10 protein-coding genes are annotated in these 12,136 nt (G+C 50.1%); 8 read left to right on the top strand and 2 right to left on the bottom strand.

Features of this window, described 5'->3' with window-relative positions:
• The first annotated feature begins 130 nt into the window (after nt 1–130).
• The 8 genes from F459_RS0103605 to F459_RS0103570 all read left to right on the top strand — a co-directional run bounded on the left by F459_RS0103605 (nt 131) and on the right by F459_RS0103570 (nt 8,870).
• On the top strand, nt 131–2,044 hold the full coding sequence (locus tag F459_RS0103605) for a U32 family peptidase (RefSeq protein ID WP_026294869.1): 1,914 nt from the start codon (nt 131–133) through the stop codon (nt 2,042–2,044).
• Complete coding sequence (locus tag F459_RS0103600) at nt 2,025–3,284, top strand: aspartate aminotransferase family protein (RefSeq protein ID WP_020611369.1); 1,260 nt, start codon at nt 2,025–2,027, stop codon at nt 3,282–3,284. Before F459_RS0103605 ends, F459_RS0103600 begins: the two co-directional genes overlap by 20 nt.
• Before the next feature lie 168 nt (nt 3,285–3,452).
• The gene (locus F459_RS0103595; protein ID WP_020611368.1) at nt 3,453–3,923 is read left to right on the top strand and encodes a hypothetical protein; all 471 of its coding nucleotides are present in this window, start codon (nt 3,453–3,455) and stop codon (nt 3,921–3,923) included.
• A 93-nt stretch (nt 3,924–4,016) separates the two neighbouring features.
• A complete protein-coding gene (locus F459_RS0103590) occupies nt 4,017–4,853 on the top strand; it encodes a 4Fe-4S binding protein (RefSeq protein ID WP_020611367.1) in 837 nt (278 codons plus the stop codon).
• Nucleotides 4,850–5,593 (top strand): hypothetical protein, encoded by a 744-nt coding sequence (locus tag F459_RS0103585; protein ID WP_020611366.1) that lies wholly within the window; start codon nt 4,850–4,852, stop codon nt 5,591–5,593. Before F459_RS0103590 ends, F459_RS0103585 begins: the two co-directional genes overlap by 4 nt.
• Complete coding sequence (locus F459_RS0103580) at nt 5,593–6,282, top strand: DUF2202 domain-containing protein (protein WP_020611365.1); 690 nt, start codon at nt 5,593–5,595, stop codon at nt 6,280–6,282. The genes F459_RS0103585 and F459_RS0103580 overlap by 1 nt, the downstream gene beginning before the upstream one ends.
• Nucleotides 6,279–7,550: a sensor histidine kinase gene (locus tag F459_RS0103575; protein ID WP_020611364.1), complete on the top strand. Its 1,272-nt coding sequence runs from the start codon at nt 6,279–6,281 to the stop codon at nt 7,548–7,550. The genes F459_RS0103580 and F459_RS0103575 overlap by 4 nt, the downstream gene beginning before the upstream one ends.
• A 6-nt stretch (nt 7,551–7,556) precedes the next feature.
• Nucleotides 7,557–8,870, top strand: coding sequence for a sigma-54-dependent transcriptional regulator (locus tag F459_RS0103570; RefSeq protein ID WP_020611363.1), 1,314 nt, complete (start codon nt 7,557–7,559; stop codon nt 8,868–8,870).
• Here the strand turns inward: F459_RS0103570 and F459_RS0103565 are convergent.
• Together F459_RS0103565 and F459_RS0103560 are read right to left on the bottom strand one after the other, a co-directional pair.
• On the bottom strand, nt 8,839–10,047 hold the full coding sequence (locus F459_RS0103565) for an MFS transporter (RefSeq protein WP_020611362.1): 1,209 nt from the start codon (nt 10,045–10,047) through the stop codon (nt 8,839–8,841). The genes F459_RS0103570 and F459_RS0103565 overlap by 32 nt on opposite strands.
• Before the next feature lie 28 nt (nt 10,048–10,075).
• A complete protein-coding gene (locus F459_RS0103560; RefSeq protein WP_245540065.1) occupies nt 10,076–11,977 on the bottom strand; it encodes a methyl-accepting chemotaxis protein in 1,902 nt (633 codons plus the stop codon).
• Nucleotides 11,978–12,136: the final 159 nt, after the last annotated feature.

Raw genomic sequence — 12,136 nt, 5'->3', positions numbered from 1 at the left:
TCCGCCGATCGGATACCTCCGTTACTGATAAAGCAGGCCTTTTCTCCATACATGGGCGGTTATCGTCGGCTGGTTGCCTCTCCCTTAGGGAGGGGAAGAAGAAACCGCTTCGATTCGGTATACTACCGCTATGAGCAGAGTGTATAACAACAAACAGATAGAGCTTCTTGCACCGGCCGGAACCTTCGATATTTTCAAGGAAATCATTCACACTTCCTGCGATGCCGTCTATTGCGGGGGAAGTCAGCTGAATATGAGAATGATACGGAAGGGCTACAACCTTTCCAGGGAAGAATTAAGAGAGGCCGTCTTTTTGGCACGGGAAGCCGGTAAAAACATATACATCACGGTAAACAGCTTACTTGATGAAAGCGAACTGGCCGAGGCAGAAGAATATCTGGTTTTTCTGGAAGAGATCGACCCCGATGCCATTATCATTCAGGACACGGCGATTCTCTCACTTATCAAACGCCTGAAGCTTAGTATACCACTCCATGCATCGGTGATGATGAATGTCCACAACACCGAAATGATTAATGTTCTTGAAGCACATGGCATCAAACGGGTTGTGCTCTCCAGGGAGATGCCGCTCTTCGAGGTCAAGTCCATAGCCGGGCAGACAAATGTGGAACTCGAATATTTTACCCATGGTGATATGTGTGTTGCACATGGCTCACTGTGCTACTACAGCTCCTATCTCTTCGGGATGTCGAGTAACAGGGGCCGTTGCCTCAAGCCTTGTCGATGGCCCTATGCACAGCCTGCACAGTCACAAGGGACCTCCTCCGGCCATCCTTTCCCTCTTGCGGTTAAGGATATGAACCTCTACGCCCATCTGTGGGAGCTTCTGGATGCCGGAGTCGTATCCTTTAAAATAGAAGGAAGGATGCGTTCAAAGGAGTTTATTACGGGGCTCGTCGATGTCTACGGCAGGGCCCTTGATGCATTTCTTGCCGATCCTCTTGGGCAGATGCGGCCGAAAAGCTCCGCTGTCGAGCCCTTTAAAAAGCGGGATTTTTCCACAGGCTATGCTTTCGGGGTTCCGGGTTTGGAGAATATCAATACAAGGGGAGAAGGCACAGGAGATTTCTACTCTACAAAAAAGATGTTCAGTACCCCGACAAAGGAGCGGGAGGTAGATGCGATACAAACCGAAAAACTCCGTGCACGGCTCCTCGAAATACGTGGGGCTCTAAAGCCCTCCCCGGAGCAGCCGGGGTTATCGGTGCGGGTCAATTCTATCGAACAGGGACGACGTGTTCTCAAATCGGGGAGCGGGATAAGAAGGATCTACCTCTCGAGTGAGCCCTTTGCACCGGCGATGCCCTTTACCCTAGCCGAACTTGACGGCTTTCGCAAGGAGTGCGGAAAGAGTGACATCACGCTTTTTCTTGCCTTTCCCAGAATGGTAACAGATAGCCAGTTCTCTCTTTTCAGAGCCTATCTTGCCCAAAAGCCTTCGGCCGATGGTTTTCTTTTGAGCAATCTTGGGCTCTTCCGCCTTTTCGAAGGAGAAGAGTATCATCTAACCTGTGACAGTTCGATGAATATATACAACCCACAGGCTGTCGCCTTTTATGAAAAAGCGGGAGCGAAGGGCTGGACCTCTTCGATAGAGCTGCCCGCCCTTTCCCTGATACGCTTGCCGACCCAGGCTGCCGCAGCCGGTTGCACAGGTGAGGCCGAACTTATCTATCACGGATTACCCGACGTCATGTATCTTGATCATGACGTTAGCGGTCGTAAAGCGGACTCCTGGTTCTTGGAGACAGAGGCCGGAAGACTCCGGATCAAGAGAGATTGCTGGAACCATTATCACCTGTTACCGGTAAAGGAACTGACGCTGATGCCCCTTACGGATATCTTCATGAAGTCGGGATACGACTTGCTGAGGTTGGAGTTGCAGGCCTATGGGCCGGAAGAGACAAGCAGTATCATGAAAGCCGCCCTCACCTGTATGGATCATCCCGAAAAGGGAGATCTCATTCTGGAATCATTACAAACTCAATCGAAAGGATATACCTATGGCGCATATCAATTCTGACAAAAACAGTGAGTATCTTGGTCCGGAAAAGATTATCGGGTTGAAGCAAGAATACTTGATTCCCTGTTCCTATCATTTCTACCGAAGGCCGCCCCAAATCGTGCAGGCTTCAGGGACCAAGGTCTACGACAGCACCGGCAAGGTTTACACCGATTTCTTCGCCGGGGTTTCGGTCATGAGCTGCGGACACTGCAATCCGCAGATCAACAATCGTGTTATACAGCAGCTGAACACCCTTCAGCATACCACCTCCATCTACCTTACCCAACCGGTTGTCGAGCTTGCCCGTCGTCTCGCAGAAATACTTCCGGGAACTATAAGTCGAAGCTTTTTCTGCAATTCCGGATCAGAGGCCAACGAAAGCGCCCTGCTGGCGGCACGATTGTTTACCCAGAAACGAAAATTCATCGCCATGGAGGGATCCCTTCACGGTCGTACCTTTCTCACAACAGGGGTAACGGCAATCCCCATGTGGAGAACCGATCCCTTTGTAGACGAGGTACCCGTCAGTTTCGCCTCAGATGAGGCGGCGGTGATGGAACTGCTCCGCAATGAGGGAGCGGAAACGGCCGCCCTAATCGTCGAACCCATTCAGGGCAACGGAGGGATCAGACCGCTTCCCCCATCCTTTTTCGACCGCATAGCTGTCGAATTAAAACGCCAGGGGGTACTCCTGATCAGCGACGAGATTCAAAGCGGCTTTGGAAGAAGCGGTAAGATGTTTGCCATAGAACACTACCCGGTGGAGCCGGACATGATTACCGGGGCCAAGGCCCTCGGCAACGGCTTTCCCATCGGATTCTTCGCTGCAAGGCCGGAAATCGCCAACGCCTTTACAAAGCCCTCGGCATCCACCCTCGGAGGAAATCCCGTATCATGCACGGCAGGTCTTGCCGTACTTGATTTCATCAAATCGGAAAACCTTGTGTCCCGGGCTGCGGAATACGGAGACCTGCTCATGAGCGAACTTCGTCAGGTGGCAAAGACTGCCCCCTTTCTGAACGCCCCAAGGGGATTGGGCCTGATGGTGGGTATGGAGGTAAGGGATTATCAAGGCAAAGCCGCCGCGGATATAACCGACGACATCCTTGAGGCTATGAAGGAAAAGGGGTTCCTCATCGGCAAGAACGGAGTCAACAGGAACGTGCTTGCCTTCCAGCCTCCATTAATTATCGAAAAAGCAGAAATAACGGCAATGGCCGACGCCTTGGAGCAAACCGCCTCTCATATCCTCGGTTGACGAACTCACCGGGAAAAAATTTCCCACTTTTTTGCGATGGGAAATTTTTTCCCATATGAACCCCCAATTTTCTCGGAATTTTACCAGAAAGCAACATCAATATTGGCATGTTTCCTGCTTATACAATTGTGGAAATCATACGAAGCCGCAATGCGGCAAGGAGGAATCATGAAGATATTCGGAAGAATGGCAATCATCACCGTCGGCTTACTTTTCATGTCGGTGGCACTGTTCGCAAACGGAACCAGAGAGACCGTTCCCGTGAGAGGCGTCCCAGGCAGCGGCTTACGTTTTGCAGCCCCGCTCGAGCAACTCGACGTCGAAGGAACCTTGGTCATAGAGGATGGGCAATATCTCTTTCGATCAGGAGGAAAACTTTACACGATTAGTGCTCCCGGTTATCCCCGTAGTGGATTTTTACCCAAAGAAGGAACGACAATGGAGATAGAGGCTGATCTTTACGCCCCTCTTGATATCTGCCCTGTGGCAAGTGACGGTCACCTGATAGTACGGAAAGCAACGGTAGATGGGAGGGAATATGACCTTATGACAGCTTCTCGCTGGGTTGGTCCATCAAGAGGCCGATCCGGAGGTTATGGTCGAAGCGGTAGGGGTTACGGAATGTACCGGGCAAACTAGAGCGAAGAAACAGAAGCTCAGGGGGCGGCCCGGCTACGAGGGGGCCGCCTTTCCTTGTTCAGGTCATAACCATCTTCAAAAAGGAGAAACAGGATGAAGCAGGTCAAAAAGAGAAAAAAAAGTGTGCGGGTACTCATCCAAATCTTTTTCTTTATTGTGATCGCCCTTATTACTGTTAATCATGCTCTTGAAGAGAAGGGGATAGCCACCATCCCCCTGTTTGCCTCGGCATCCACCCATGCGGTCTGTCCATTCGGCGGGGTAGTCACCCTGGGACAGCTTTTCACAAGTGGGACCTTTGTCTCCAAGATTCATGAATCGTCGATTGTACTGATGATCGCCGCTTTTCTTATCGCCATTCTTTTCGGACCTGCCTTTTGCGGCTGGGTCTGTCCATTCGGAACCGTTCAGGAGTTCGTGGGGAAGATGGGAAAGAAGATTTTTGGGAATAGGTACAACAGGATCCTGTCTTCGAAAATCGATCGACCCTTTCGTTTTCTTCGCTATGTTGTTCTTCTCTGGGTTCTCTATAGCACAACGGTGACAGGTAAACTGATATTTGCCGATTACGATCCCTACTATGCACTTTTTAATTTCTGGAGCGGAGAAGTCGCCATGAGCGGAATAATCATTCTACTCATTGTTTTGCTCCTGTCGTTTTTGGTTGAACGCCCCTTCTGCAAGTACGCCTGCCCCTATGGAGCGCTTTTGGGCCTCTTCAACCTTGTAAGGATTTTCGGAATACGGCGGCGTAATTCAAGTTGTATAAACTGTAAGGCCTGCGACAAGGCCTGTCCCATGAACATCACCGTCTCAACGGCGGAAAGTGTGCGCAATCATCAGTGTATCAGCTGTCTGAAATGCACAAGCGAGGCATCCTGCCCGGTTCCCCGGACGGTAGAATTTGCAGGAGGGGGAAAAGAAGCATGAGGCAGTTCAACATATCGGGAAAAATTCTCGCCCTATCGATCGTCCTTTTATTCGGCCTCAGTATCGGCGGTTCCATGATTATCGGCTACTGGCGAACAGAAAGCAGTAAGATCCCGACAAGAATAGAAGGCGGCCCCTTCGCAGGAGCCTATGATCCGGCAGCAATCAAAGGATCATATACGTTCAAAGACATTGAATCGGCTTTCAAGATACCCGTGACACAATTGGCGGAGGCCTTCGCCTTTGCGGTGAGTGGAGAACCCGAAACGACTCAGCCGAAAAGCTTCGAGGCCTATCCACAACCGGTCGAAGGAGAAGTGGGAACAGACAGCATACGCCTCTTTGTAAGTCTCTACACATCCATCCCCTATGAGGCTGAAGAGGATACCAGGCTTCCCTATTCCGCGCTTGCTCTTCTCAGGCGTGAAGGCAAGATTGACGAGGAACGATGGGCCGAACTGAAAGATCGTTACGGCGTCGAAATGGGGAGCCCAAGTGGAATGTCCGAGGCACCCACCAGTGAGAGCGGAAGCATACTGGAAATAAAAGGGAACACCACCTATGGACAGCTATTTGATGCGGGACTAACCGCTGCAACTATTGAAGAGGTTATCGGTATCAAGGTAGGCAACCGCGACCAGGCGATCAAAGACCATCTTGAGGCTGAAGGCCTTGAATTCTCCCAGTACAAGGCCCTGCTTCAGGAGAAGGTCGACAACGTTCAGAAGGGAGGCAATTAATGAAGCAACGATCATCAAACCTTGCAGGGATCTTACTTTGCATCGCTATCACACTATTTCCACCACTCCTCCACGCACAACGAGGGGGACCTTCTCAAGCGGGCCCCCTACTTCCGCAGCTTCTCGGAACGATTGAAACAGCCCCTTTAAGCCAGTCGGAAAGAGAGGGAATCTTACTGATGCGCGAAGAGGAGAAGCTGGCTCATGATCTCTACGTAGCCTTGTATGAAGTATGGAATATCCCCATTTTTGCAAATATCGCTCAAAGCGAGGCAAGTCATATGGAATGGGTGGAGCTACTTATCACACGCTACGCTCTTGAGGAACCCGGCTCAGAGGCTCCGGGAGAATTCGGCAACACACAGCTCAAGCAGCTCTATGAGGAATTGCTCGAGGCAGGAAAGCTATCCCTTGCCTCTGCATTTGAGGTCGGTGCCACCGTCGAAGATCTTGATATCTTCGATCTTGAACGACTGCTTCAGGAGAGTGATAACAAAGACATCAGGATAGTCTATCAGAATCTCAATAAGGGAAGCCGTAACCACCTGAGAAGCTTCAACGCCCAACTTCATCAAATAGGCAAACGGTATATTCCGAAACACATCGACCAGCAGCTTTTCCGTGCTATTATAGAAAGCGAAAACGAACGAGGAGTAGTGAGCGAACCCAACTTTATGTTCCCACGATGAAACAGCAACGATTTATCATACCGATACTAACCACCGCTGTCGCCCTGATCCTGGCACTTGGAAGCTTTGGTTTTCTCATCAGACAAAGCATACGCCACGACAGGCTTTTGGTAGAATCAGAGGTCGGAAAAGTCGCTTCCTTTCTGACGGAACAGATGCTCACATCCTCGGTATCCGACACACCGCCGCTTCCGGATCATGTGAGAGGCTTTGCCCTATACGGGAGCAACGGCCGTGCAGTGACCGGCCGGGGAATATATCCATCCGAATTGGATACAACACGTTTCATCCCTCCCCTCCACGGAAGGACGAGTGGAATACCGCAGGAACGGTGGATACGGGAAAAACAGGGATCCCTTCTGCTTCTCCGGGCCCTGGGGGGAGCCGGTATGAACGGAGCAGGCAATCGCCAGGGGCGGGGAGCAAGAGCCGGCATGCAATCGCAGGGGCGTCTGTTCCTTTATTTGGATTACGACACCGGAGTCTTTCTCTTCCAATCCAGGGCGCGTGTGTTTTTGCTTCTCTTCGGGGCCCTGCTTTTTATCGGTGCATCTGCAAGCAGCTGGATTTTCTATCGGAGAGTACGTTCCTATGAACGGGAACTCGAAGAGAAAAAGATCCTCACCGAACTAGGGTCTGCGGCAAGGACCTTGACTCACGAACTGAAAAACCCCCTTGCGGTCATCAGCATGCAGGAAAAAATCCTTCGCCGTCAGTTCGGCAAGGATAAGGACCTCACCGCCTCTCTCGATATCATCGGAGAGGAAACCGAACGAATTTCCGATATGATCGATCGAGTGCGTCTGCTTCTTAAGCAACCGAAAGGCAGGCCGGAACCGATAGAACCCGTTCCTCTTCTTGAGGAGCGTTCACAAAGGCTACCCTTTCCCGTTACAATCCATGACAATACACAAGATAGGTCACCCAGGATATTCTGCGACAAAACGCTTTTTGTCTCCGCCGTAGAAAACATCCTCAGAAACGGCAGGGAGGCTCAGGGCAGTGACACGCCCCCTCTCAGCGTCGATGTATCGCTTCTTCGCAACAGTGTCGTGATCTCCTTTGCAGACGCTGGAAAAGGGATTCCCTACGACGATAAAGATAAGGTTTTCCATCCCTTTTTCACCACCAAGCAAAACGGCTTCGGGGTGGGATTATCGTTGGTAAAGAGCTTCGCGGAGAACGCAGGGGGATCGATAGAATGCAGGAATCGAGAGACGGGGGGTACCATCTTTCGTCTCACACTTCCCCTGTACCAGAAAGGATAACGAGCTATGTATAGCATACTTCTTGTTGATGACGAAAAAAACCTGAGGACATCAATAGCGCACTTTTTTTCCCTTGAAGGCATAGAAACCGAAGAGGCCAGCAACGGTCTTGCCGCTCAGCAGCTTCTCATGAAACACCACTTTGACGCGGTCATCACCGATCTGAAAATGCCAGGGATGAACGGACTCGAACTCCTTGAGTGGATTGGCGAAAGCGGCCCCGATATTCCTGTTTTTATGATCTCCGCCTTTGGAGAGGTGGAAGATGCCGTCCAGGCGATGAAAAAGGGGGCCGTCGACTATGTAGTAAAGCCCTTCGATCCCGAAGAACTTATCCTGCGGTTGAGAAGAGAGTTGGAACGACGGAAGCTTCAAAGCCTTACCAAGCTGTCCATCGACAGCGATGATTACACAGGGGAGAGTCCTGCCATGCGACAGCTTTTTTCTCTGGCAAAAAAGGTGGCGCCCACGGCTTCAAATGTTCTCATTACCGGTGAAAGCGGCACGGGAAAAGAGGTAATGGCCCGTTTTCTCCATAATCATTCCGATCGCAGCAAGAACAATTTTCAGGCGGTCAATCTTGGAGGAATACCCGAAAGCCTCATGGAAAGTGAGTTGTTCGGCTACGAAAAAGGGGCCTTCACCGGAGCGGATCGGAGAAAGATCGGTTATTTTGAAGCTTCAAATGGGGGGAGCGTCTTTCTCGATGAGGTAGGTGAAGCGCCTCTTGCCCTTCAGGTAAAGCTATTGAGGGTACTTCAGGAAAAAGCCGTTACGCGGGTGGGCGGAACCGGTACAATCCCTCTTGATATCAGAATCATCGCCGCCACAAACAAGGATCTTGATACAATGGTAAAGGAACGAAGCTTCAGGGAGGATCTCTACTATCGGCTGAATGTCATCCATCTCCGGCTTCCCGCCCTGAGAGAACGACGTGAGGATATTCCATTTCTGGCCGAGACCTTTCGCAGCAAATTTGCTTCATCCATGGGAAAAACAATCACGGGTTTCTCCGATGATGCAATGAAAGCGTTGCAACGCTATTCTTTTCCCGGGAATATTCGAGAGCTGGAAAATATGGTCGAACGAGCGATGATCCTTGCAGAGCCGCCGATGCTTGAACTTAAAGACTTCCCCCTTCATCAGGAAGAAGAGTCCCAAGCTCCCAAAGGCAGTCTTCGAGAACTGGAGCGGGAGGCAATTCTGGAAGCCCTCCTGAGAAATAACGGACACAGGGAAAAAAGTGCCGCAGAACTGGGCATCACCCGCAGAACGCTTCTGAACAAAATCAATGAGTACGGGATTTCAATCCCGGAATGAGCCTCAAAAGTACAGTCAGGCTAAGAACGGAAAAAGCCAACACAAGCGGCACTCCCCAAAAGTGGTGGTAATCGACGATGCCATCCACTCCGGTAGCGCGATCATAGACAAAGCCGGAAAGCAGGCTACCTGCCAAAGTGCCAAAGCCCTCTATAATCAAGAGAAAAAGCTGCTGTACCCCCGCTCTCGACTCTTTATCTGCAAAGGTATTTATATAAATAAAGGAGACGGTGAAAAAGAAGGCAAACGAAGGGCCGTGGAATGCGATGCCAAGGAGTGCACTAGCGGGACTTGTGCCAAGATAAAATGCGAGGAAACGGCAAATCTCCATCGTCACCCCAAGCATCATAACCGTTCGATAGGAAAAAAAACGAAAAAGGACCACAAGGAAGAGCATGCTAACCGACTCCATAACCTGTCCGAGGCTCATGGCGGGCAGCATAACGGCATCGCTGAAGCCAAGGGAACGGAGATAGGGTGGTGTACCGAAATAGTAACAACGCTGGGTTATTTGCATCAGGAAAGCAGTTATCCCGACAAGGACGACTCCGGGATTCGTAAAAACCTTGAAAGCCGCACGGGGAAACAACTCTTTTCTCCTCGGTGCAGAGGAACGGGAAGAAGGAAGGGTCAACGCATACCCTCCCAACAGCAGTTCGATCACGGCGGTGGCTACCAGCGCATCGGAAACAGACCACTTGCCGAGGCGAAGCCAGAAAAAGCTAAAGAGCCATCCGGAGCAGACCCACCCGATCGTTCCCCATAGCCTGATTCCTCCAAAGGAATTTCCCCTATCCGGTGAATGGTGAAATACAATGGTATTGGAGATAGCGGTTGCGGGAACAAAAAGGCTCATATAGAAAAAATAGCAAAGCAAGACAGGGAGAAAGGACCGCTGAAGATATAAAAGGAAGATTGCAACGGCGGCCAAGAATTCAACCAAGGCAAAAAGACGTTCGGCAGACATGACTCGATCGGTTACAAAAGCACCTAAAAGAGGCGAAATAAAAGCAGCCAAGGAGGCAAAAGAGAGAATCAGCCCCGCTCCGGCTCCTCCGAAACCAAGATCCTGATTGAGATAAAGACTCATAAGAGGAAATGAAGCTCCGGCGGCAAAATAATGCAAAAACATCATCGCCGAAAGCCGGAGCTTAAGGGTGGATATACTATTGTTCACTTTATTCCTTTATTGAATACCGGAACCCTTATTTCGTATTCCTCTCTTCGGCTCCATTACTTTTTTCTTCCTCTTCGACCTCTTCGGAGGCTAAGTCCGGCATTTCACGTGCAGATTGAGTATCATGCTCTTCGTCGAAACTCTCAAGCTCTTCCGCATCTTCCACCCTCTCATTTTCTTCGGTCTGGAAAAAGCGAACCGCTTCATCCATAGCCTCTGAGATACCGCTCACCTTTTCAGTGAGGTCACTGACAGTCATCATTGCATTACCAACCTCGGAAAGACCGGCAGTAATTTCACTGATGCTACCCAAGACCTCGGCGGAGATACGATCGACCTGCGCCATGGCGTCCTTGACGGTACCGGCGGCATCACCCATCTGATCACCGCCTTCACGGACCTTCGAAGAAACATCCTGAAGACTCGTCATTGCTTCAAGAATCTGCTGCCCTCCAGCCTGCAACTCCATCATACTGGAGTTGATCTCATCAAGGCTGCTTGCCACTCCCCTGACCTCGGTATCGATATCGGCAAAGGCGCGTTTTGTAGCGGAACCGGCATCGCTCGCCTCTTGAATGCGCGCAATCATCTCTTTGATGACCTTGGCAATCTGCTTGGAATTAAGGGAAGAGGCCTCTGCAAGCTTTCGAATTTCTTCAGCTACAACGGCAAAGCCTCTACCGTATTCACCGGCATGAGCAGCCTCAATGGCGGCATTCATGGCCAGAAGGTTGGTCTGGGCAGCTACATTCTGAATGATATCGGTGGTTCCGCGAATCTCCCCTATCCGGCCGTTTATTTCTTCAATAATAGCGGTGGTCGCATCAAGCTGATTTCCGCCGGTCTGGGCCGTCTGTACCAATTTTTCGGTGGCCGCCCGTTTCTTCTGGGTAATATCCGCAACATTACCGATTGAAGCGATCATTTCCGTTACCGAACTGGTGGACTCTTCCACCATGGCTACCTGATCATTCAGAGCATCGCTCAGACCACCAATTCCCTCGGTAACGACATCGACCTCTTTCGTGGACTCCCGAATCTGGACATCCAATTTGGACATCTGGTCCTTGATTGAAGAGGCCCCGGCACTCATCTGCTGAACCGATGCCGATGTCTCGTTGATAGTAACCACAAGGTCCTCTTTAACGGTAATATTTTCTCCGCTGGTTATCTTGATATTCTCGACGGTGGTTGAAAGGGCCTCGATAAAACGATTCAGGTCGGCACTGAGGCGACCGAGATCATCCTTCGAGATAACCTCGGCACGGACCGTCAAATCACCATCGGTCAAATCGGAAATGGCACGCTCAATTTTAATAACGCCCTTTCCGATGGCATTTGCAATCCGTACGGCGACAAAAACCATAACCAAAAAGAGAAGCGCCATAATGCCGAGAACCGTATAGGTACTCTTCCTTTCAATCTTCGCCACTTCATCTTCAATCATACTGTACTGTTCACCAATAACTTCAACTGCAGAATTGAGGTTCATATCGGCAACATAAATCGCAGAGATAAAATTGGAGATCAGAAGTTGGTATTGTTGGATCTTCGGATGGGACTTTGCCCTGGCATTGGTATAAAAATCAAGCATCTCAATGGAACCCGAGAAGACAAAGACATCTTTCGCAGCATCCATCATCTGCCCCACAAGCTTTTCTGTTTCGCTATATTTTTCCCGGAACAACTCGTCGAGCCTAAGGATAATGGAAACCGACTTTTCAATTTTGGCGTTTAAGGAAGGCAGCGTTTTAAGATTTTTTACTGTTTTGAATGTCTCATCAACCGCCGCTTTTGCTTCCTGAACCTGCTTCCATTGCTGCTCTATGCTGGTTGCGTCGAGACGGTTCATCTCAGCACGTAACGTCATCAATCGAGTCCTCAGGTCATCAAAAACATAACGTTCCTGCTGGATATGTTTCAAAGGCATCCTTGATATAGTATAGACTCCGATTGCCAACAGGAAGACAACGATGATGCCACTAACTAATAATATAAGCTTTCCCCGTATAGACACAGCATTCCCCTTTTAATGATATAAGAAAATGGACAATTTTAATGATTATATCGTTTCTTGAGAAAATTCTCA

The organism is Sediminispirochaeta bajacaliforniensis DSM 16054, from assembly GCF_000378205.1.
Lineage (GTDB): Bacteria > Spirochaetota > Spirochaetia > DSM-16054 > Sediminispirochaetaceae > Sediminispirochaeta > Sediminispirochaeta bajacaliforniensis.
The sequence above is the reverse complement of the archived record's forward strand: the minus strand, read 5'-3'. Positions and strand labels throughout refer to the sequence as shown.

Excerpts from the sequence above, each read along its gene's own strand:
- F459_RS0103580 (WP_020611365.1), top strand. The coding sequence starts at position 5,593 with ATGAAGCAACGATCATCAAACCTTGCAGGGATCTTACTTTGCATCGCT.
- F459_RS0103560 (WP_245540065.1), bottom strand. The coding sequence starts at position 11,977 with ATGCCTTTGAAACATATCCAGCAGGAACGTTATGTTTTTGATGACCTG.
- F459_RS0103600 (WP_020611369.1), top strand. The coding sequence starts at position 2,025 with ATGGCGCATATCAATTCTGACAAAAACAGTGAGTATCTTGGTCCGGAA.
- F459_RS0103575 (WP_020611364.1), top strand. The coding sequence starts at position 6,279 with ATGAAACAGCAACGATTTATCATACCGATACTAACCACCGCTGTCGCC.
- F459_RS0103605 (WP_026294869.1), top strand. The coding sequence starts at position 131 with ATGAGCAGAGTGTATAACAACAAACAGATAGAGCTTCTTGCACCGGCC.
- F459_RS0103585 (WP_020611366.1), top strand. The coding sequence starts at position 4,850 with ATGAGGCAGTTCAACATATCGGGAAAAATTCTCGCCCTATCGATCGTC.
- F459_RS0103570 (WP_020611363.1), top strand. The coding sequence starts at position 7,557 with ATGTATAGCATACTTCTTGTTGATGACGAAAAAAACCTGAGGACATCA.
- F459_RS0103590 (WP_020611367.1), top strand. The coding sequence starts at position 4,017 with ATGAAGCAGGTCAAAAAGAGAAAAAAAAGTGTGCGGGTACTCATCCAA.
- F459_RS0103595 (WP_020611368.1), top strand. The coding sequence starts at position 3,453 with ATGAAGATATTCGGAAGAATGGCAATCATCACCGTCGGCTTACTTTTC.